General features: G+C 32.6%; 24 protein-coding genes and 1 pseudogene. 18 read left to right on the forward strand and 7 right to left on the reverse strand.

Annotated elements, in window-relative coordinates; all coding sequences use genetic code 11:
- Window positions 1–37 precede the first annotated feature (37 nt).
- Window positions 38–418 carry a Fur family transcriptional regulator gene (locus M4I23_RS05020; RefSeq protein ID WP_249753667.1) on the reverse strand — a complete coding sequence of 127 codons (381 nt, stop codon included), beginning with the start codon at window positions 416–418 and terminating at the stop codon, window positions 38–40.
- A gap of 111 nt (window positions 419–529) precedes the next feature.
- Between M4I23_RS05020 and M4I23_RS05025 the strand changes: the two genes are divergently transcribed.
- The 10 genes from M4I23_RS05025 to M4I23_RS05070 all read left to right on the forward strand — a co-directional run bounded on the left by M4I23_RS05025 (window position 530) and on the right by M4I23_RS05070 (window position 8775).
- Window positions 530–784, forward strand: coding sequence for a MerC domain-containing protein (locus M4I23_RS05025; RefSeq protein ID WP_249753668.1), 255 nt, complete (start codon window positions 530–532; stop codon window positions 782–784).
- Window positions 785–923: 139 nt separating this feature from the next.
- The gene (folE, locus tag M4I23_RS05030) at window positions 924–1589 is read left to right on the forward strand and encodes a GTP cyclohydrolase I FolE (RefSeq protein ID WP_249753669.1); all 666 of its coding nucleotides are present in this window, start codon (window positions 924–926) and stop codon (window positions 1587–1589) included.
- A gap of 26 nt (window positions 1590–1615) precedes the next feature.
- The gene (locus tag M4I23_RS05035; protein ID WP_249753670.1) at window positions 1616–3295 is read left to right on the forward strand and encodes a PhoX family phosphatase; all 1680 of its coding nucleotides are present in this window, start codon (window positions 1616–1618) and stop codon (window positions 3293–3295) included.
- Between the two features lie 56 nt (window positions 3296–3351).
- On the forward strand, window positions 3352–3876 hold the full coding sequence (mog, locus tag M4I23_RS05040) for a molybdopterin adenylyltransferase (RefSeq protein WP_249753671.1): 525 nt from the start codon (window positions 3352–3354) through the stop codon (window positions 3874–3876).
- Between the two features lie 44 nt (window positions 3877–3920).
- On the forward strand, window positions 3921–4847 hold the full coding sequence (locus tag M4I23_RS05045; protein ID WP_249753672.1) for a GTP-binding protein: 927 nt from the start codon (window positions 3921–3923) through the stop codon (window positions 4845–4847).
- 34 nt (window positions 4848–4881) lie between these two features.
- Window positions 4882–6081 (forward strand): GTP-binding protein, encoded by a 1200-nt coding sequence (locus tag M4I23_RS05050; RefSeq protein ID WP_249753673.1) that lies wholly within the window; start codon window positions 4882–4884, stop codon window positions 6079–6081.
- Between the two features lie 30 nt (window positions 6082–6111).
- Window positions 6112–6741 carry an ATP-binding cassette domain-containing protein gene (locus M4I23_RS05055; protein ID WP_249753674.1) on the forward strand — a complete coding sequence of 210 codons (630 nt, stop codon included), beginning with the start codon at window positions 6112–6114 and terminating at the stop codon, window positions 6739–6741.
- A complete protein-coding gene (locus tag M4I23_RS05060; RefSeq protein WP_249753675.1) occupies window positions 6738–7952 on the forward strand; it encodes an FtsX-like permease family protein in 1215 nt (404 codons plus the stop codon). Before M4I23_RS05055 ends, M4I23_RS05060 begins: the two co-directional genes overlap by 4 nt.
- Entirely contained in the window at window positions 7942–8379 is a 438-nt protein-coding gene (locus M4I23_RS05065) for a hypothetical protein (RefSeq protein ID WP_249753676.1), read from the forward strand. The genes M4I23_RS05060 and M4I23_RS05065 overlap by 11 nt, the downstream gene beginning before the upstream one ends.
- A gap of 219 nt (window positions 8380–8598) precedes the next feature.
- Window positions 8599–8775 (forward strand): adenylosuccinate synthetase, encoded by a 177-nt coding sequence (locus tag M4I23_RS05070; RefSeq protein ID WP_249753677.1) that lies wholly within the window; start codon window positions 8599–8601, stop codon window positions 8773–8775.
- A 73-nt stretch (window positions 8776–8848) separates the two neighbouring features.
- Here the strand turns inward: M4I23_RS05070 and M4I23_RS05075 are convergent, their stop codons facing one another.
- A complete protein-coding gene (locus tag M4I23_RS05075; RefSeq protein ID WP_368736172.1) occupies window positions 8849–9505 on the reverse strand; it encodes an arylesterase in 657 nt (218 codons plus the stop codon).
- Window positions 9506–9617: 112 nt separating this feature from the next.
- Here M4I23_RS05075 and M4I23_RS05080 point away from each other — a divergent pair, with 112 nt between their 5' ends.
- The gene (locus M4I23_RS05080; RefSeq protein WP_249753679.1) at window positions 9618–10307 is read left to right on the forward strand and encodes an ABC transporter ATP-binding protein; all 690 of its coding nucleotides are present in this window, start codon (window positions 9618–9620) and stop codon (window positions 10305–10307) included.
- Complete coding sequence (locus M4I23_RS05085) at window positions 10307–12844, forward strand: ABC transporter permease (RefSeq protein ID WP_249753680.1); 2538 nt, start codon at window positions 10307–10309, stop codon at window positions 12842–12844. Before M4I23_RS05080 ends, M4I23_RS05085 begins: the two co-directional genes overlap by 1 nt.
- 473 nt (window positions 12845–13317) lie before the next feature.
- Here M4I23_RS05085 and M4I23_RS05090 read toward each other — a convergent pair whose 3' ends face one another.
- Together M4I23_RS05090 and M4I23_RS05095 are read right to left on the reverse strand one after the other, a co-directional pair.
- Window positions 13318–14085 carry a TIGR03915 family putative DNA repair protein gene (locus tag M4I23_RS05090; RefSeq protein WP_249753681.1) on the reverse strand — a complete coding sequence of 256 codons (768 nt, stop codon included), beginning with the start codon at window positions 14083–14085 and terminating at the stop codon, window positions 13318–13320.
- Between the two features lie 7 nt (window positions 14086–14092).
- Window positions 14093–15355 (reverse strand): putative DNA modification/repair radical SAM protein, encoded by a 1263-nt coding sequence (locus M4I23_RS05095; RefSeq protein WP_249753682.1) that lies wholly within the window; start codon window positions 15353–15355, stop codon window positions 14093–14095.
- Window positions 15356–15512: 157 nt separating this feature from the next.
- Here M4I23_RS05095 and M4I23_RS05100 point away from each other — a divergent pair.
- The 4 genes and pseudogenes from M4I23_RS05100 to M4I23_RS05115 form a co-directional block, all read left to right on the forward strand.
- Window positions 15513–15692, forward strand: a pseudogene (locus tag M4I23_RS05100) (helix-turn-helix domain-containing protein); the annotation flags it as partial.
- Between the two features lie 9 nt (window positions 15693–15701).
- The gene (gene lexA, locus M4I23_RS05105; RefSeq protein WP_368736173.1) at window positions 15702–16112 is read left to right on the forward strand and encodes a transcriptional repressor LexA; all 411 of its coding nucleotides are present in this window, start codon (window positions 15702–15704) and stop codon (window positions 16110–16112) included.
- 203 nt (window positions 16113–16315) lie between these two features.
- Window positions 16316–16543, forward strand: coding sequence for a hypothetical protein (locus M4I23_RS05110; RefSeq protein WP_249753683.1), 228 nt, complete (start codon window positions 16316–16318; stop codon window positions 16541–16543).
- A 100-nt stretch (window positions 16544–16643) separates the two neighbouring features.
- Entirely contained in the window at window positions 16644–16997 is a 354-nt protein-coding gene (locus M4I23_RS05115) for a DoxX family protein (RefSeq protein WP_158850113.1), read from the forward strand.
- Window positions 16998–17001: 4 nt separating this feature from the next.
- On the opposite strand, the gene M4I23_RS05120 is transcribed toward M4I23_RS05115, so the two are convergent.
- The 3 genes from M4I23_RS05120 to M4I23_RS05130 form a co-directional block, all read right to left on the reverse strand.
- Window positions 17002–17364, reverse strand: a complete 363-nt coding sequence (locus M4I23_RS05120; protein ID WP_249753684.1) for a DoxX family protein — start codon at window positions 17362–17364, stop codon at window positions 17002–17004.
- A 49-nt stretch (window positions 17365–17413) separates the two neighbouring features.
- On the reverse strand, window positions 17414–18679 hold the full coding sequence (locus M4I23_RS05125; protein WP_249753685.1) for an NAD(P)/FAD-dependent oxidoreductase: 1266 nt from the start codon (window positions 18677–18679) through the stop codon (window positions 17414–17416).
- A 216-nt stretch (window positions 18680–18895) separates the two neighbouring features.
- Complete coding sequence (locus M4I23_RS05130) at window positions 18896–20011, reverse strand: FAD-binding domain-containing protein (protein ID WP_249753686.1); 1116 nt, start codon at window positions 20009–20011, stop codon at window positions 18896–18898.
- A 410-nt stretch (window positions 20012–20421) separates the two neighbouring features.
- Between M4I23_RS05130 and M4I23_RS05135 the strand changes: the two genes are divergently transcribed.
- Window positions 20422–20667 (forward strand): DUF4625 domain-containing protein, encoded by a 246-nt coding sequence (locus M4I23_RS05135; RefSeq protein ID WP_368736174.1) that lies wholly within the window; start codon window positions 20422–20424, stop codon window positions 20665–20667.
- Window positions 20668–20885: 218 nt separating this feature from the next.
- Entirely contained in the window at window positions 20886–22451 is a 1566-nt protein-coding gene (locus tag M4I23_RS05140) for a carbohydrate-binding domain-containing protein (RefSeq protein ID WP_249753687.1), read from the forward strand.
- The last annotated feature ends 2 nt before the right edge of the window (window positions 22452–22453 follow it).

The following is a 22453-nucleotide window of genomic DNA, read 5'->3' on the forward strand; positions in this document are numbered from 1 at the left end:
TTAAAAAAGTTTTCAATTAATCAATCTGAAAATTCAATTAATCATTACATGATTCACATTTACCTTGGAGTAATATTTGAGATATTTCTACCTTACGATTAGCTATCTCAGGAATAACAACATTTACATCTATACAATCTACCTTACCACAACTTACACATTGAAAATGTGGATGGATATCTTTATGAACGGCTGACGAACAATTATGACATTTTGCATACCATTTATGCCCGTTTTTCCCTAAAAATAAATGTACAATACCGTCATCTTCAAGTTTATCTAAAATACGATATACTGTGGTTTTATTCATTTTAGAACGTAGACGTTCAACTAAAGTTATAACAGAAATAGCACTCGAATCCTCATCAAATTCTTTAAGTACTATTTCAACCGATTTTGTTTTTCTTAAAACACCCATAATGCAAAGGTAATGTTACCGTGTTGTAAAAACAAAAATATTAATTACAACTTAGTTGCATTAATGATTTATGTTATTATATTTGCACCTTAGTTGTATTAAAATGAATTAATGATATTAATAAAACAAAAACCAGACAGTATTGGTGTTATCGCAAGTACACTTTGCTTAATACATTGCATAGCAACTCCGCTTATTTTTATTGCGCAAAGTTGTTCCATTACTCATTATAACAGTGTGCCAACTTGGTGGGGTTATATAGATTATTTATTCTTAATAATTTCATTTTTTGCAGTGTATCGGTCTACAAAAATTACATCATTAAAATGGATAAAACCAGCTTTGTGGTTGAGTTTTATGCTATAGCTTGTTGTTGTACTTAACGAAAAAAACGCTTGGTTTGGTTTAAATGAAAGTTTTATTTATGTTCCTGCTATATCTTTAATTGCACTGCATTTATACAACAAAAAATACTGTCAATGTAACCAAAATAAATGCTGTGCAAATGAAGGATAAAGAACAAATACAAGCCGAAGGAGATCATCATTTCTCTGCAAACATAAAAACACCGTTGCGCCCTGATGCTTTTGATAAAAGTGATGATGAAAAAATAGATAACATACAGCATCACTTTAAAATGATTATGGAAGAAATGGGACTAGATTTAACAGATGATAGTCTATCTGGAACTCCATATCGTTTTGCTAAAATGTATGTTAAAGAGTTATTTTATGGGTTAAACCCTGCTAATAAACCAAAGCTCTCAACCTTCGAAAACAAGTATGATTATAAAAAGATGCTTGTGGAACAACATATCAATATCGATTCTTCTTGCGAGCATCATTTTTTGCCAATTATTGGTCATGCACACATAGGATATATACCAACCAAAAAAGTAATTGGACTTTCTAAAATTAATCGTTTAGTAGATTATTATGCACACAGGCCGCAGGTACAAGAACGCCTTGCTGTTCAAATTTTAAACGATTTACAAGATGTATTAGAGACCAAGGATGTTATTGTAATTATCAACGCAAAGCACCTTTGTGTATCTTCGAGAGGTATAAAAGATAAAAATAGTTTTACAACAACCATAGAATATGGAGGCTCTTTTTCAAAAAGAGCAACCCGAAACGAATTCTTAAAAATAATAGGTGAACAAAAATTGTAAAAAAATATATTTGAGAAAATAAGATTATGACACACAATAGAAGGCAGTTTATTTCTTTCTTAGGAAAAACAAGTTTAAGCGCTGTTTTGGCACCTCATTTTTTAATTAGTTGTGGTAGTAATACAACTCCCGCTACAACAGAAAATTTTTCTGAAGAACGAATAGCACAATTAAAAAAGCTTGCTATTGAAGCGTTAAAACCTTCGGATATGGATGATTTAATACTAACTAAAGGTCTAAACTATCATACCGTTGTAAAATGGGGAGACTCTCTTAATAAGCAAGATACTTTTGGGTTTAATAATGATTTCACTTGCTTTTTACCTTTAGATAAAAATAATCCAAATGATGGCTTATTGTGGGTAAATCATGAATATGTCAATCCGCTTTTTGTCTCAGATTTCAACTATAGAGATTTTAAACATCCTGAACAGCATCGAACAAATGAGCAGATAGACAAAGAAATGTATAATGTTGGTGGTACTATAGTTAGAATAAAACAAGAGAACGGTATTTGGAAAGTTGTTGAAAATGATTCACATAACAGACGCATAACTGCTAAAACTCCAATAGAACTAAACTGGGATACTCCAATTAAAGGAAAAACTACAGTTATTGGAACACATAGCAATTGTTCTGGAGGTATTACACCTTGGAACACGTTTATTACTTGTGAAGAAAATTATGATAGTTTTTATGGAGAAACGGAATATAATGAAAACAATATAGCAAGCCATAGACCAAGTAGTCAAGGTTGGGAAAAATTCTACAACTATCCACCAGAGCATTATGGTTGGGTTGTAGAGGTAAACCCAAAAGATGGTAAAGCACAAAAACATATTGCTTTAGGACGCTTTGCTCATGAATGCTGCACGCTTTATGAATTAGAAGATAAACGTGTGGTGGCATATACTGGTGATGATAGTAATAATGAGCATTTATACAAATTCATTTCTTCTAAACCAGGCTCTTTAAAAGAAGGCACATTGTATGTAGCAGATACTGTAAACGGAACATGGTTAGCCTTAGATTGGGAGAGTCAACCAGTTTTACAAAACAAATTTATAGACCAAACAGAAGTTCTGGTAAGAGCGAGAGAGGCTGCAAAACTATTGGGAGCAACAGCATTAAACAGACCCGAAGATATTGAAATTGATCCCATTACTGGGAATATATTTGTTTCACTAACCAATAATAAATCTAAAAATGACTGGCATGGATCTATTTTAAAAATTGAAGAAAATAACGGAGCTTATGATGCTTTAACATTTAAAGCTTCAATTTATATGGCAGGTGGTGAAGAAAACGGATTCTCTTGTCCAGATAATTTAGCCTTTGATTTAGCAGGAAATCTTTGGATGACCACGGATATGTCTGGTAGCGCTATGAATAAAGAGGAAAAGCCATATATGCCTTTTAAAAACAACAGCTTATTTCTAATACCTCGGTATGGTAAAGATGCCGGTAAAGTAATTCGTGTTGTTACGGCTCCAATAGATGCTGAACTTACTGGACCATGGTTTTCTCCCGATGGAAAAACATTGTTTTTAAGTGTACAACATCCGGGTGAACAATCTACAGACTTAAATAACCTAACAAGCAAATGGCCTTTTGACGATGACAATATTCCAAAACCTGCTGTTGTCGCCATTACTGGTGATTTAATTGAAAAAATGAACTTTCTGAATTTAATTGAATCCCAATGATTCGTTTAAATTGCTAAGGAAACCTTTTAAATATAGTCAAGAAAACAAATATGTAAATGATTACAATAGGAATTATAACTGTTAGTGATAGAGCGCATGCCGATGTTTATGAAGATCTTAGTGGAAAAGCAATTATCAATACGCTAAACGATTATTTAATTTCAGAATGGAAAAATATTTATAGAATTGTACCTGATGAACAAGACATTATTGAACAAACAATAGTCGATTTAGTAGATAATTATAAATGTTGCTTAGTTGTTACTACTGGAGGTACGGGACCAGCGAAACGAGATGTTACACCAGAAGCTACAGAAGCGGTTTGCGATAAAATGATGCCCGGTTTTGGTGAACTTATGAGAACAGAATCTTTAAAGTTTGTTCCTACGGCAATTTTATCAAGACAAACGGCAGGCCTTAGAGGCAGTAGTTTAATTATTAATTTACCCGGTAAACCGAAATCAATAAGAGAATGCTTGGATGCCGTTTTCCCTGCCATACCTTATTGCATCGACCTTATGAATGGTCCATTCTTAGTTTGTAATGATCGTGTTATTAAACCGTTCCGACCTAAGAAATAAACTATGCTTTAAAGTACATTTTACAAAACATATTATAAAAAAACATGGAAGCTATTATAACTGTTGTTGGATTTTTGGGAGCAGGAAAAACAACATTGCTAAAATACTTGTTAGAAAATTTTAATAACAACGGTTGGAATCCGTTCGTTATTCTTAATGATTATGAAAATGCTAATCTGGATGCAGAACAATTTGCTCAGCAAATTGGATTAAACGCCATAAAACCTTTAAGTGGTAGTTGTATTTGTTGTAGTGGCATTATGGAGCTTAGAAATACGGTAAATAGAATTCCTGAAAGACAAAAGGGTATTACATTAATTGAAGCTAACGGAACATCTGATGCTTGCTCGTTAATGGAATTTTTGGGAGTTGGACTCCATGATCGATTTTTACCACCCATTCAAATTTCGGTAGTCGATGCCAAAAATTGGCAGGAACGTGGCGAACATAACGAGCTAGAAGCAAGCCAAATACAGGTGTCTTCATTATTGGTTTTAACACACCTTGGAAGTGTAAATGAAAAACGAAAAATTCAAGTGATTAATCAATTAAAAACATTTAACCCTTCTGCTAAAATAATCCCCATGGATAGCTTAGATGTTTTATTACTTCCAGAATTGCTACCCTCTAAAAATTCGTCAAAAAAGCTAGATCATCAAAAAGCACATTGGGCCTCATGCTCTGTAGATCTACCAAATTTGCCAAGCTTAAAGTATATCGATAATATTTGTTCAGCATTACCTAAAAGTATACTTAGAGTAAAAGGTTGTACAAAAATAGGTGATAATAATAATCACACCTATTTTGAGCGAACTCCAAATGGAGACGTGCATATTAGGCCTTTTAATGGTGTTCCTACAACAGGTTCTAAACTACTTACTATAGGTCCTGGTAGTGAGCCTTCTTCTTTAGAAAAAATAATTAAATCGATACTTTTAATAGGCAAAGCTATCGATAATAACACCAAGTAAATTAATACTCGAATTACAAAATAGATTAAAATAAATGAAAAAATTACCTGTAACCGTATTAAGTGGTTTTTTAGGCGCTGGAAAAACAACATTGCTAAACCATGTACTGCATAACAAAAAAGGTTTAAAAGTAGCCGTTATTGTAAATGACATGAGTGAAGTTAACATTGATGCTCAGTTTATTGCAAATGAAAACACACTCTCTAGAACCGAGGAGAAATTAGTAGAAATGTCTAACGGTTGCATTTGTTGTACGTTGAGAGAAGACCTGATGATAGAGGTTGAAAAGTTAGCGGCTCAAAATAAATTTGATTATTTACTTATAGAAAGTACTGGAATTAGCGAACCTATTCCGGTAGCACAAACGTTTACATTTGAAAGTGAAGATGGAAAAATAGACTTAAGTCGTTTTAGTTATATAGACACCATGGTAACTGTGGTAGATGCTTTTAATTTCTTAAAAGATTTTTCGAGCTCAGATTATTTAACCTCAAGAGAACTTACCAATATAGAAGGGGATGATAGAACGATTGTTAATCTATTAACCGATCAAATTGAATTTGCTAATGTTATCATTATCAATAAAATGGATTTGGTAACCGCAAAACAATTAGAAGAACTTCGAGCTATTATTCAAAAGTTAAACCCAGAAGCGCGTATTATTACAGCTAATGAATCTAAAGTTGAACTAGAAAATATAATCAATACCAATTTATTCGATTATGAAAAAGCAGAAGCTTCTGCAGGATGGTTAAAAGAATTAGAAAATGACCATGTACCAGAAACCGAAGAATATGGCATAAGTTCCTTTGTGTTTAAAAGTAAGTCACCTTTTCATCCCGAACGATTTTTAACGTACCTCAATCAACGATTTCCTCAAAATATTATTAGAAGTAAAGGCTTATTCTGGCTAGCTTCAAGATCGAATCAGGCTTTATTATGGAGTTCTGCCGGAGGTTCATGTAAAGCAGATAATGCTGGTGTTTGGTGGGCTTCTATGTCTTTTGGAGAACGCATTGGTTATGCCTCTTTTCTTGATAATCAAAACGAAATTGGATCTAGTTGGGATGTCAATTTTGGAGATAGAAAAATAGAGCTAGTCTTTATTGGGCAACATTTAAACAAAGAAAAAATGATAGCAGAATTAGAAGATTGTTTGCTTACCCAACTTGAAATAGCCATATGGAAAAAAGGGCAGTTTTCTGAGCAAGACCAATGGCCAATAGCTATATAAAACAAAGCATGAGGTTTTATAATATTCAAAATGATACACACAAAGCATCTTACATTTCAATATAAAAATACAGAAAATAGTTTTAGTTTTCCCAATATCACTTTAAACAAGCAAGAAAACTTACTCATTTTAGGGAAATCGGGAATAGGTAAAACAACACTTTTGCATCTATTATCTGGTTTATTAAAACCCGCTACGGGAAAAATAATTATCGATCATGTGGATATCATTAATTTAAATTCTAGACAATTAGACAAGTTTAGAGGGAAAAACGTTGGTTTAGTCTTTCAAAAAAAACATGCCATACAATCCCTAAATGTTATAGAAAATTTACAAGCACGGCTATTATTCAGTAAAAAAAAAGATAAAAATATCATTATTGATGATTTACTAAAACAGCTCGACTTACTCAATTTTAAATACAGTAAGGTAAACGAGCTTAGCGATGGACAATTACAAAGATTAGGCATTGCATCTGCCGTTATACATCAACCAAAAATAATTTTAGCCGATGAACCGACCTCTAGTTTAGACGATGAAAACTGTACTATTGTTATGAAGCTACTAAGGGAACAAGCCGAAAGAACTGATGCAAACCTCATTGTTATTACACACGATTCTAGAATTAAGCCCTTCTTCCAAAACACCATAGCTTTATGAAAATTTGGGAAATAAGTATTAAAAACATCAAATCTAAGCCGCTTTATACATTTTTAAGCGTTTTTATGTTAACACTAAGTATTATTCTTCTTTTAGGTATTCAACAAATAAAGCATTCTTTTCAATACCAAATGGAAAATAATTTAGGAGACATTGATTTGGTGATTGGAGCCAAAGGAAGTCCTTTACAATTAGTATTAGCCTCGGTGCTTCATCTAGATAATCCAACAGGGAATATTTCTTATCATGAAGCAATAAAAATAAGTAAAAACCCAATGATTAAATCTGCTGTACCTATTTCTTATGGTGATAATTATAAAGGATTTAGAATTGTAGGAACAACCGATAAATTTGCCAGTCTTTATAAAGCAGAATTAAAGCAAGGCCATCGCGTTCAAAAATCTATGGAAGTTGTTGTAGGATTTTCTGTATCTCAGCAATTAGGAGTTAAAATAGGAGATGTTTTGTTAAGTTCTCATGGATTAATAGAAAATACGATAGATGTGCATTCTGATAAATTAACAGTTGTAGGTATTTTAAAGCCCACTCAAAAAGTTATAGATCGTTTAATTATTACTAATTTACAAAGTGTTTGGGATGTTCATAATCATGATGAAACTCACAGTTCCGAAAATCATCAAGAGCACGAGCATAAAGATAAAGACCAAGAAATAACCTCATTATTAATTTCCTTTAGAAGTCCTTCAGCGTTTTTAACAATTCCACGACAAATTAATCAACAAACTAGTATGCAAGCGGTTTTACCCAAATTTGAATTAGATCGCTTATATCAATACACAGGCGTGGGCTTTAAAACAATAGCAGGAATAGCTTACTTAATTCTTATTATTTCAGGTATTATCATGTTCACTAGTCTATACAAAATGGTAAAAGAACGTAGCTTCGATTTGGCTATTCTACGAACCTACGGAGCGACTAACTTTCAATTGATAAAAATAATAGCTTATGAAGGCTTTACAATAGCACTTGCTGCTTATGGGTTTGGCTTGTTACTTGTAAAAGTAGGTTCAAAATTCATTTTTAAATTGATGCATGCAGACGATAAACTCTATATACTCAAAGAACTGCCATATCATGAACTCCTGAATACGGGAGCCGCTACTTTTATAATAACATTATTATCTATTTTACTGGCAATATATCCCATTCTAAAAATGGATATCTCAACAATTTTAAGTCATGAAAAATAAAATTTTAATAGCAATACTGCTCTTTACGCACGCACTATGCTATAGCCAACAAAAAATAACTTGGGAAGATTTAGCAAAAGTGACTTACACCGACAAATTTTTTCCAGCTTACGATGATTATTTTAAGCATCCCGATTTTTCTGCATCAGTTAAAACTCTCGAAGGGAAAAAAATTACTATAAAGGGATATTTTCTAAATATCGATCCTAATGGTAAATTATTCATGTTATCCAAAGGCCCCATGTCTGCCTGTTTCTTTTGTGGTCAAGGTGGTCCGGAAACAGCAGTAGAGCTTCAGTTTACTAACGTGAAACACTTTAAAACTGACAATATTGTAAGCATGACGGGTACATTAAAGCTTAACGCAAGTGATGTTGAACATTTTAATTATATCTTAATTGAATGTGAAGGAGAGTTAGTTAATTGATTTAGTAAGTGAATTTGTTTCTGTAAAGCTATAGTGAGAATATAGTCGTCAACATTCAATGATGGTGCCGATAAAATAACTTAGAATATTTTGGCTATTATTTTTCCTGATCGAGATGTAGTTAGCATTTAATTTACAAAATAAGTAAAAAAATGTATTTCGTTTTTAGATTGGTTAGCCGTTTTTAAATTCTTAAATTTGGGTAAAACCCTTAAAAACATGCTCACACTATTAAATACATTGATTTTACAATTACCCATGGGAACACCAAACCCCGACGACAACCAACCATTAGATTTATCGGATCCGTTTGAGTTAATTGTGTTTATTATTTTACCAATCTTAGCTGTTTTCTTTTACATACTTTGGAGAAAGAAACGCAAAAATAAAGAATGATTTTTAGATGAATAAAAACAGTATTACAAAAAAAATATAAAAAACAAATTTTAAATACATTAAACACTAAAACTTAAAGTATAGGTTTTAGTATATCCCAAACATTTTCAGCCAATATTTTATGACCTGCTTTTGTTGGATGAATACCATCCGATTGATTTAATGCTTCAATACCGCCAACATCTTCTAATAGAAAAGGGATTAAATGCAAATCGTTCTTTTTAGCTAAATCAGGAAACATATTTTTAAATTCTGTAGTGTAACTTTGTCCCATATTTGGTGGTATTTGCATACCAGCTAAAACAATAACAGTCTCCGGATATTTGGTCTTTACTGCATCTATAATAGTTTGTAAATTGGCTTTAGATTGATCTAAAGGCACACCGCGTAAACCATCATTCGCACCCAATTCTAAAACAAAAATAGTAGGCTCTTCATTTAAAACCCAATCAATTCTATTTTTCCCACCCGAAGTCGTTTCGCCACTAATACCAGAATTCACAATAGTATAATCTAGTTGTAAAGAATCTATTTTACTTTGTATGAGCCCAGGGAAAGCATTGTTAACATCTTCTAAGCCATAGCCTGCGGTTAAACTATCTCCAAAAAAGATGATTTTCTTAGAATTACTATTTTCAGTGCTTTTGGTTTCGTTTTCAGTAGTAGTTTCATCTAAAGTGGTTGTGTCTTTAGAAGCATCAGATTTGCATGAGAACACGAATACAAGCACATAAAGACAACAAAATTTTAAGAAAACCTTTTGAATTCTATTGTTGCTGTTTATTATCAATTGTCTATTTTTCAACATCAGTACGTTTTAGTGAAAATCTTAAATAAGAATAATGTCAAATATATTAAAGATTAATGATTTAGAGAAGACTTATACAAGTGGTTCTAAAAAATTAACAGTGATTAGTAATATCTCTTTTGAAGTAGAAAAGGGGAGTGTGTTTTCTATTGTTGGGCCTTCTGGTAGCGGAAAAACAACGCTGTTAGGCTTGTGTGCCGGTTTAGATTACCCAACCTCAGGTAGCATTGAATTATGCGGAACGGCTTTGGAAGATTTAAATGAGGATGAACGTGCGGCATTACGAAACCAGGAAGTAGGTTTTATTTTTCAAAATTTTCAATTATTACCAACATTAACCGCTTTAGAAAATGTGATTGTGCCTTTAGAATTACAAGGTGAAAAGAATGCGGCTAAATTTGGTATAGCTTTATTAGAAAAAGTTGGTTTGGGAGATCGTTTGCATCATTATCCATCGCAATTATCTGGAGGAGAGCAACAACGTGTGGCTTTGGCTAGAGCATTTTCTAACAAACCTTCTATTTTATTTGCAGATGAGCCTACAGGGAATTTAGATGAAGAAACAGGCGAAAAAGTAATTCAATTACTTTTTGAATTGAATAAAGAAGCTGGCACCACTTTAGTCATTATTACACACGATTTAGATTTGGCAAACCGTACACAACAAATTTTAAGATTAAAAGGCGGAAAGATTATTTCTAACGAAAAAACAAGCACTATTTAATGAGCAATATCAATACAAAAGCAAATTTTCAATGGCTTTTAAAGATGGCTTGGCGCGACGGGAAAGCAAGCCTGTCTAGGTTAATGCTATTTATGGCATCGATTATATTGGGTATTGCTGCGGTGGTTTCTATTCAATTATTTAGTGATAATTTAAAACAAAATATAAAACAACAATCGAAAGCCTTAATGGGTGCCGATTTTATTATAGATAGCAAACAAGAAACTTCCGAAAAGGTAAATCACATTATAGATTCTTTAGGCGCAGATGCTTCCGAAGTAAACTTTGTATCTATGGCTGCTTTTCCTAAAAATAACGGCACTAAATTAGTGAAAGTACGGGCCATAGAAGGCGCATTTCCTTTTTACGGTACTATAGCAACAACACCTGAAAATGCAGGCGCTAATTATCAAAAAATAGGTGGTGCTTTGGTAGATGCTACCTTGTTATTACAATATAATATAACAGCTGGAGATTCTATAAAATTAGGCGAATTAACAATCCCGATTATAGGCGCTTTAAAATCCATTCCTGGAAGCACAGCCATTTCATCTTCTGTTGCTCCAACCGTTTTAATTCCTTTTCGATTTTTAGAACAAACCCAATTATTGCAAGCTGGCAGTAGAAAAGAATATCAATACTTTTTTAAAGATTCAGAAATGGATTTGGATAGTCTAACTAAGAAAATAAATCCGATTCTTGAAGCTGAAAACGCTGATTTAGATACACATATTAGTACCAGTAAACGCTTAGGTCGTAAGTATGATAATGTAAGCCGATTTTTAAATTTAGTCGCTTTTATTGCTCTTTTACTGGGTTGTATTGGTATTGCAAGTTCCGTACATATTTACATTAAAGAAAAACTGAAAAATGTAGCGGTTTTAAAATGTTTAGGCGCATCTAGAAAACAAACCTTTTTTATTTACTTGCTACAAATTATAAGTATTGGTTTTATAGGCGGTTTAATTGGCTCGGCCATTGGGACGGCGTTACAATATGCGTTTCCTTATATTTTACAAGATTTTTTACCCTTTAGTGTAGACATTGCAATCACTATTTGGCCTATAATTATGGGCGTTACTTTGGGTGTGTTAATGTCCGTTTTGTTCGCCTTATTACCTTTATTAGGCACTTGGTATGTATCGCCTTTAGAAGTTTTAAGAGGTTCTGAAGATAATTTACAGAAACCTAAAACAGCACGAATTGCGGTGCTATTAACTATCCTGCTTTTTATCTTTCTATTTTCTTTTTGGATCCTAAAAGATGCCCTTAATGGCTTGTTTTTTACGCTCGGTATTTTAATCACATTTGCTATTATGGCAGGTGTAGCCAGTGTTTTTATCAAGTTGATTAAAAAATTCTTTCCGAGTTCTTGGGGGTATACGCAACGTCAAAGTTTATTAAACTTATTTCGCCCAAATAATCAAACCATGGTGCTTGTATTAGCGATTGGTTTAGGTACTTTTTTAATAAGTACGCTATATTTTACTAAAGATATTTTACTAGCCAAAACCTCTATTGAAAATAAAAAAAGTGATGCCAATATCATTTTAATGGATGTACAAAGCAAACAAGAAACCGCACTTTTAGACAGCTTTAAAAGTAAAGGATTAGAGGTTATTGATAATATCCCTATTATAACCATGCGTATGCAAAGTATTCGTGGTAAATCTGTAAATGAAATTCGGAAAGACACCACTATTAAAATGCGTAAATGGGTTTTAAATAGGGAATTTAGAGTGACGTATAGAGATGCTTTAAATAATACAGAAGAGCTATTAGAAGGGGATTGGGTAGGTAAAGCAGAACAGGGAAAACCTATCTATATATCGATTACAGATTATATTGCCAAAGATGCGAATTTAAAAGTAGGCGATGCTGTTGTTTTTAATATTCAAGGTGTTTTAATGGAAACTATTATTGGAAGTATTCGTAAGGTAGACTGGAGCAGTATGAAAATAAATTTTTCGATTTTATTTCCAACTGGTGTGTTAGAAAATGCGCCTAAATTTAATGTGATGACGACTTATGTACCCAATAAAGAAGGCTCGGCAGCGTTGCAAAGAGATTTAGTACAACAGTTCCCGAATGTTACCATTTTAGATTTACGTCAAGTTTTTACACTGGTCGAAGGTATTTTAGATAAAGTATCATGGGTTATTAACTTTATGGCATTCTTTAGTATTTTAACAGGTTTTATTGTGCTTATAGGTTCTGTTAGAAATAGCAAATACCAGCGTATTAAAGAAAGTGTACTATTGAGAACTTTAGGAGCCAAAAGCAAACAAATTTTGCAAATTACGGCTCTAGAATATGTCTATTTAGGCCTATTAGGAAGCTTAACAGGCATTTTATTATCTTTAATTGGTAGTCAATTATTAGCAACATTTTTGTTTAAAGAACCTTTTGTACCATCGGTAATTCCTTTTCTAGTTTTTCTACCTGGTATTACTTTATTAGTGGTCCTTATTGGCTTAAGTAATATGAGATCTGTTTTAAGAAGTCCGCCGTTGGAGGTTTTGAGGAAGGAAGTTTAATTTATAATAAAAGTAAACTACCGCCGTATTATTGCACTCTTTTTACAAAGCAACAACATGAGAGAAGCGGTAGAATACAAAAATTTATATTTAGTATTCCATTTTACTAAGAATCACTTTTAATTAGTTTTCTTAGTCAGAATAAAAATAATGCTTAATAAGATTTGAAAAATTATGTTTCGCTAAGTAGACTTTTAATGGTGACGAGCGGAGATTAAGTATCGGCGGTTAGTTGAAGTAAATTGATTATTTGAAGGTGATTTCTTCAATTTCAAAGTAAAATATGCTGTGAGATCTGATTGAAAAACACCCTTGGTAGATGGTTTAGCCCTGATAGCAGCGGCATCCTTTTTTATGTTATATTATAGCGCTAAAGCTGCGTAAATAATTAAGATTAAAGATAAAGAACAACTTGAAGGTTGATAACAAAAAAGATATAGCGGATAGCAGGAAATAGCTTTTAAAATATAGTGTTATTGTTGTTTTTCGCTTAAATATTTCCAGTAGCGTTTTGGGATATGTTGAATATGGAGTTTCATGTTTTTTCGTGACTTAATGTTTGTACTTTTAAAATAGTCTTGCCACAGTTGTTGAAACTCTAATTCGATAGGTGCGAAAAATTCTGTTGATGTTTTAGAAGGATCGAAATTACGATCGAGTTCGAGACTAATAAGTTCAACGGACTCTAAATTGTAATAAATGCCATACTTTCTTCTTAAGTCGTAAATAAGCCATTTTTGATCTGCATAGCGTTTTTCGAAATGCCTTTTTATTAATGGTAAAACATTGAAATCGGGCTCTATATTTGCGAAATAAACACCGTCTTTTGTGAGCTTAAACCTTACGAAAGCTTCCATTCTGTGTTTTTCTCGGCTTACATTTTTAGTGAGTTTTGAAAGTTGTAAAATGTGAACGTTTCCAAAATCTGAGGCGACGTTGTTTTTAGATTGAAATACGTATAGAATGGCTTGGTATATAGTGTTTTCTACAGTTGGTTTTTCGCTTAAAAAGGTATAGTAAAAACGCTGTAATGCATTGGCTGACATTTTCTTTTTTAAACCTGCCCAAACCCGGTTTGCTTTCTCTTGCTCGGTATTAACCAAGTCCCAACTCCCGAACATAGGCTCTTGAAAATGCTTTTCTTTCACAATAGAGACTGCTTTTAATTTCATCTCATACGCCATAAAAACACAGGTTAAAAACCCATCGAATGTGCCATCGTAAACTAAAGTTGTTTCCATAGTAATACTATCCAAAGAGGTTTAATTGATTACTAAGCAGTGATGTGTACTTGCTTTTAGAGTTTTGCAGTATTAGACCTTTAATTTTTTCGGGAGTGAGATCTCGCTTTTCAAATTGATTTGAAGCACATAACATAAAATATTGCGCCCGATTAAATGCGACGCCAATAGATTTTAAATGATCCCAGTTAAGCTGCCTGTAGCGCCTTGCATTTAAAATTTTAAAAACCGATTTCATGCCTAAACCAGGAATTCTAGAAAGCATACGCTTATCGGCTTTATTAATATCTACCGGAAATTCATGCATATTACGCAGTGCCCAACCCAATTTAGGGTCGATATCTAGATCTAGGCTTTGGTTTTGTTCATTTAAAATTTCTTCAATATTAAAGCCGTAAAAACGCAGAAGCCAATCGGTTTGATACAACCTGTTTTCTCGCAACATCGGGACAGGAGTTCCAATTTGTGGTAATCGTGTATCGTAACTAATGGGTACATAACCCGAATAATAAACCCGTTTTAAATTAAAGTTTTTATAAAAATAATTAGACGTGTACATAATTTGCATATCATTCTCACCACTTGCTCCAACAATCATTTGCGTGCTTTGTCCGGCAGGAGCATATTTGGGTGTACTTCTTATTATTTTCTTTTCGCTTTTGTATTGAATAATTTCATTTTTAACCTTTTCCATGGGTTTTATAAAATCGGCTCTATTTTTATCAGGCGCTAAAAGTTTAAGACCTTTTTCGGTTGGAATTTCAATATTAACGCTTAATCGATCGGCGTATAAACCAGCTTCACGCATTAATTCATCACTCGCTCCAGGAATAGATTTTAAATGAATGTAGCCATTAAAATTCTCTTCTAATCTTAATTTTTTAGCCACAGATACTAAGCGTTCCATGGTGTAATCGGCACTTTTAAAGATGCCAGAACTTAGAAACAAGCCTTCAATATAATTACGTCGATAAAAATTCATGGTTAAATCGACCACTTCCTGAACCTTAAAAGCAGCACGTTTAACATCGTTACTTTTACGTGTTACACAATAGGCACAGTCAAAAATACAATGGTTGGTTAGCAATATTTTTAATAAGGAAACACAGCGACCATCTTCTGTATAAGAATGACAAATTCCAGAAGCCGAGGCATCGCCTAATCCTTTATTTTTATTAGTTCTGTTACTCCCGCTAGAGGAGCAAGAAACATCATACTTTGCAGCATCTGCAAGGATATTTAGTTTTTCTTGTACACGTTGAAAAGACATGAAATGGGGTTTAATTTGAAGCCCAAAGATACAATCTAATCAAATATAAAATGAATAATTCTGATAAAAAACCTCATATTAGTTATAATTAATATCTCATTATATGATATATAAAAATTATTGATTAAATTCGTAGTCTCAAACCCATGATTTAATTATGAACCGCATTAAGGAAGTATTAGAACTAAAAGGCATTAAGCAAACTTGGCTCGCTACCAAGCTTAATAAAAGCTATAATATGGTGAATTCTTATGTTCAAAACAGAAGGCAACCTAGTCTAGAAGTGCTTTACGACATAGCAAACCTCTTGCAAGTTGAGGCGAGAGAATTATTGGAAGCTAACCCATTGATAAAAAGAGAATCTAGCAACATGGATACTGTCGAAATTCCGTTAATTGGTTCTGTATCTTGCGGGTTACCTATTTATGCTGAAGAAAATATTGAGGCCAAAATTTCGATTTCAAAAAAATTGGTTAAAAATGTGAGCGATTATTTTCTTTTAAGAGCTTCTGGTGACTCCATGAATCAAAAAGGCATCACTAGCGGAGACTTGCTTTTAATAAAACAAAAGCAAACTGCTAGCCATGGTGATCTTGTGGTTGCTTTAATAGATGAGGATGCTACCGTAAAGGAGTTTATACATAACGGCGATACTATTGTGCTAAAACCACATTCTACAAATCCAAAACATCAACCTATAATTCTAACTACGGATTTTAGAATACAAGGTATTGTTGAAAAAGTAATAAAAATATAATAGGGAAGAGGCTTATTAAAAAAAAGCCTGTGCTACTAATTAGTTAAAAATCATTTTTGAGCATTAAAAACACTCATATAAAACTGAAATTTTATTTCCATTATAACTTAAATCAATATTAAAATAATTATAATCAATTACATATGCTCTTAATGCACGTTTTGTTTAATTATATTTATTTAAAATAAACAAAATGCAAATCTATGGAATTGATTAACGAAGCAATTGAGTTTGAAAACGCGAAAATGAGTAATATGTCTACAAGTGATAGAGTAGTTGCATCTCGAGAAGCAAAGCGTTTAATACTTGCCTTAAACGAAACTTACAAGAAGTCTAAAGATACTAGCATAATGGATATCATGAAGCGCTTAACTGAAAAGAAGAAAAAAATTGAAAAACGTTTAAAAGGTAGACCGGAACCTGCTTTTTAAATTATGGAATTTAAAGTAACCGTTACAAAGTTAATACCCTATTGTAAAATTCTACAATAGGGTATTTTATATTTTCATAATTCATATAAATACGTTCAATTTGAAAATTCTACATACTACTTTAATTATTTTATCGGCAATCTCCTTTCTGTTTTATGGATACGGCTGTTTGTTTTCTTATAAAATGAAGCAGGAGTTTTTACGTTTTCAATTGAGTGAAAAGCAAAGAAAAATAACGGGTATTTTACAAATATTAGCCGGTTTAGCCCTTCTATACAGTTTTGTAAATCCATTATTAGGGGTTATCGCGACGATGGGACTAACGATACAAATGTTATTAGGTTTTCTGGTAAGATTGAAAATTAAAGATCCATTTATACTAGCATTACCTTCATTTGTCTTTATGATTTTTAACGGCTATTTATTTTTCTATTTTTTAAAAATTTATCTTTAATACTTTACACCAAAGCAACAATTAGGGATAAGGATAAAAATATAAATGCCGGTAAAGATTTTTTAATAGGATCACCTATTTTTATATGCATTATTATAGCGACAAGCATTAAAAATGCAATTCCAAATGCTGATGGTGCTGCTAACGAACTATAGAATATAGACGCCAAAAGACCTAAAGAAAATAGCAGTTTTAAACTTCCAACAACATACATTAGCCACTCTGGCAAACCATAGCTTTTAAATTCTTCCTTCATGCTACTAGCATTATTTCCTCTCCAGCTTGTAGATTTATTAATACGAAATAGCCAAACATTAATTATACTTAAGGCGATTCCAATTTTGATTATAATTATTAAATATTCCATGAAATTATTTTTAAGGTTAGATTTTTTTTTAGGTGATTAGATTATTCTGTTAAGTTTCTGAATTGGTTAAACTAGATTTTAAAGATTGCAATACATTTAAAGCAGCTAACTCACCAGACATCATTGCGGCATTTAACGAACCGTTTAATTGCGTGTCACCAGCTAGAAAAACACCACTCGTTTTTTCAATTTCGGAGATAGGCCTTTCATACTGTAATTCATCTAGTTTTGGCAATGCTTTTGGTATTACATAATGTTTTATAAGAGCATGTGCTTCTATACCGCAATACCGATGTAACTCTTGTTGAACTCGTGTTTTTAGAGCTTCAGAAGATAAATTATGCTCTTTTACAACAGTAACAGATAATAATTCTTTCGCACCTCTAGATTTTAATGAAATACTTGTGTGATAAAATATATTATTAATAAGTGCATCTTCTTTCGCTATAAGGCCAATTAGCGGCTTATTTATAATTCTAGTGCTTGTTTTAAAATACAGTGTGTCACAAGATTTCCATTGAGTCTCTTGCTTTTTTAGATTCACCAAAAGTGCGCTAGCATCGGTAGCAATTATGGTGTAATCGCTTTGTAATTCCGCTCCGTTTTCTAATAAAATTGTACCAGTATCTACAAACTTAACCTTTGTGTTAAATTTAAATGTGGTCTGTTTTAAATTAGATTTTAATTGCATTGGTATAGCTTCAATACCGGCCTTAGGTAAGGTAGCAAAACCTTCACCAAACATTTTGTAGACAAACTCAAACATTCTACTAGATGTTTCTAGGTTAGGCTCTAAAAATATACCACTGAAAAAAGGTTTAAAAAAGAGCGTTATCATGTCTTGAGAAAAACCAAAATCTATTAAATACTGAAGTGTTGTTTTTTCTGGTTTATCGAAAATTTTAGTAATAGAAGTTTTTCTCAGAAGACTATTCAATTTTAAAATTTTTAATTTATCTAAAAACGTTCCTATACCTGATAGCAAGGTTGGAAAAAGTAAGGATATTTCCCTTAAAGGATCTCCAATAGTTTTTCTGCTTCCATTATTAAAAATAGTAGCACCAGGAAGAAAATGCTGTAACTCTAAAGCTTCAAAATTTAAGTATTTTTGGGCACTTGGATAGGCTGTGAGTAATACTTGAAATCCGCGATCTAATTGATAACCATCAACTATATCAGTTTTAACGCGTCCTCCAACACGATCTGTAGATTCGATTATTACAGGTTTATAGCCATGATCTTCCAGAACCTTTGAAGCTATTAAGCCACTCACTCCCGCACCTATAATATGTATTTTACAATCTTGCTTGTTCATATTTACTCGCGTTAAAAGGGGATAACATCTTCAAATTACAAGTAAATATAGTTAAAAAAGAAGTGTTTTGTTTAATTTTTTAAACATAATGTTAAACAAAATAAATTAGTCCTAAGTTTTTAATCCATAATCAACTGAGAAAAATAGGAGCGAGGTTAACTTGTAATTATAAGATTTAACAATCCGTAGTTGAGCAGAAGTTGTTCAATTTTAAATTTAGAATATAATTTCTTTTTTACATTTTTTCCAAAAAGCAAAGAAAGAAGGGTAGTAGCCTTTTACATCAAACATCCAATCTCTTTGCTCCTCGACACCTTGATAATGTATATTCAAAGGATGCTCCTTGTAATATATGTTTTCTAAACGGTATAACAATGTAAGCTCATTAAATTCACCAACAAATATTTGGATGTTTTCTATGTTTTTTGAGAGACCAATTATAAAATCAATACTCTTTTGAGATACGGGATATGCTTCAAAATGTGAGGGCTCCAATAAGAGAATTCGATTGGCAGGTTTGTTGTTTTTCCAAACCGGATCTAAATTATAAAAATTATAAATTAGTGTTGGTAACTCCTCATTTATAATTATAGTTTTAGATTCTGGAAGCGGTGTTTTTAAATCTAATCGTTCTGAAAATGTTAATACCTCAGGTATAGATAAGTTTTCAAAATCATTGTAAGATACATCTAGAAACGTATCCGTTTGCTCGGTATAACAAAAGTTATTAATATTTTCTTGATTGGCATAATACTTCTTATTACTATTTGCACCAGCAACCCATTGCCAACTTAACGCATTACTTGCCCAATCTGCATCTAATAAATGATAATACATCCATTTAGCGGGATGCAACCAATGATTTTGAGCAATGTTGCAAGAAATAGAAGCTATGTACATTCTTAAATGGTTATGGATATAGCCTGTACTATTAAGCTGTTTAACACCAATATCTATAGCCGCAATATCTGTAGTTCCATCGGCTAAACTTTTAGAAATCCCGTTTGTGATAACCGGAGTTTGCGTATGTTTTAAATCATTATTTATAACATCACCTTTGGCAATCCAAACTTGCTGCCAGTAATCCCGCCATGCTAGTTCTTGAATAAATTTTAATATTGTATTTGGATTAAAACCACGTTTTAATAATTCTTGATACACAAATTTTGTAGAAATCACACCACGAGAAATATAAGGAGATAAATAACTTACTGCACCATCTAAATAATTTCTAGATTTGCTGTAACCCACAGGATCCATGGTTGCTATTCTCTCTATTATAGCTTCAAATTCTGTTGGAAAACAAACTTCCGTATTGGCATTATTTCTCATTAAAATGACGTTTTTCCTAGTGAAAATATATTACGAAGATATAGAATGTTGAACTTTAATCCCGAAACAAAAAAAATTGAGCGAAATAGAGTTTATGTTATTACTAACTTAAAGGTTGGGCCTCAATATTTAAAAAAGTTCTATTTAAGTTCTTATATGTTTTACATGAAATCGCTAAAAAGAGTAAAAGATTTATATTAATTGTGTGTTTTAAATACCTTCATAAATTTGTTAGAAAAAAGACAGCAATTAGAAGCGGTTAAAGATGTAGAAATAGATACCGTTACTGAAGCTCAAAAAAACTAGAACAGTTAACCACGCAATATGGAGTAGCTAGTATTTTTAACACATGCGACACCATTGAAGGAAGCACACATTCAACAGCACAAGTAGCCTACAAAAGCTCAGATATTCATTTAGAAGCAGATATTAATGCAGAAGCTACCTGTGATTTAGACCCGATAAAAGGCCCTATAGATCCGTTAATTTTTGTTGAAAACTTTACCATAGAAGAAGGATTAACATCTTACGAATTTAATGTAAGTATAACTATTCCAGATGATATTGATTCTGGTGATTACCATTGCTCATATTCTGTAACAGATACCACAGGTTGGCAAAGTATTACATCGATAGATATAAAAATTGTAGATTAAAGTTAAGATCCTAATAGTTTTAGAAATCAATAAACATTATCCCAAGTAAAATAGTTTTTATTTTAAGAAGTGTGTAATTAACGAAGCTTCTTTTTTTATGTTTTTTTTAACAAAACAGCACACAAGTTAAAAACAGAATAGACATCTAAATATAGGTAATAATTAAAGAGAAAAGAATTCAAATAAGAACTCTGCACTTACTTAAAATTAAAAGACCTATGAAGTACAAAACATTAAAAAAAGGGATCATTTTAGCTACAGTATTAGCCGTTTTTATGGCTTGTAGCACAGATGATGAAAATGATGAGATTGTAATCACATCAGAAGCTATTACAATAACAGACACTAACACTACAGGAACCGCCGAAGGAGATACCGATAATACAGGTGCAGACGAAGATGATTTAGTAGAAAACGCCACTTTTGAAAATACCGTGCAAATCGTATTTTCCAATACATCGGCAACCATTACAAACCCAGTTCCTGAGGATGTAGTGATTACCCAAGATGGTGCCAACGTTACCGTTAATTCATCCATTTCAAAAGTAGCTTATGAAATATCGGGTACAACAACCAATGGTATGTTAAAAATGTATAGCGATAAAAAATTCAAACTTTCATTAAGTGATTTAAGTATAACCAACACAGATGGGCCTGCAATTAACATTCAATCTTCTAAAACTATTTTTGTAGTATTGGAGGGGACCAATTATTTAACCGATGCTTCAAGTTACAGTAATATTCCTGATGACGAAGATGCAAAAGCCACATTTTTTAGCGAAGGCCAGTTGGTTTTTAGCGGTTCTGGAGCACTTAATGTAGAAGGAAACTACAAACACGGTATTGCAAGTGATGATTATATAAGAGTTATTAGCGGCGAAATTACAGTAAGTGAAGCAGCATCGGATGCCATACACACCAACGACTATATTATTGTAGATGGTGGTACGCTTAATTTAACAGCAGATAGCGATGGTATGGATTGCGAAGAAGGTTATATTATTATAAACAACGGTACATTTACAATTAATGCTGTAGATGATGGTATTGTGGCATCTTATGATATTGATGAAGCCGATGAGCCAGATGATACCATTACGCCCAATGTCACTATAAATGGAGGTGAATTAGTTATTAATACTTCCGAAGGTGAAGGTATGGAGTCTAAAGGCATGATGACAATTAACGATGGTACCATAAACATTAACGCTTATGATGATGGCCTTAATGCTATAGGACATTTATATATAAACGGCGGAAACAACTATGTCTATGCAACAAAAAATGATGCTATTGATAGTAATGAAGGCATTACTATTACAGGTGGTATAACCATAGCTATAGCAGTTAGAGTCGATGAGCCAGATGGTAGTTTTGATACCGACGATAATACCTTTAAAATTACAGGCGGAACCATTCTAGGCTTAGGCTTAAATACCTCATTCCCAACAGCAAGTGTAAGTACACAAAACACAGTGATTCTCGATGGAATTAGTGCAAATACTATATTAAATATTCAATCAGATAATGAAATAGAAGCGCTTACTTACCTCGTGCCAAATAAAGTGCAGACCATTATTTACTCCAATGCAAAATTAGAAACCGGCGAAACTTATAACATCTTTACTGGAGGCAGTGTAAGTAATGGTACGGAAGTTAATGGCATATACACCTCTGGAACCTATAGCGGCGGAACAGATTCTGGAGATTACTTTACCATAAATAGCACCGTCACTCAAATTGGAGGAGAATTAGGACCAACAGGAGAGCCTGGAGGTAGATAAAA

It is taken from the genome of Algibacter sp. L4_22 (assembly GCF_023473045.1).
In the GTDB taxonomy this organism is placed as follows: Bacteria; Bacteroidota; Bacteroidia; order Flavobacteriales; family Flavobacteriaceae; genus Algibacter.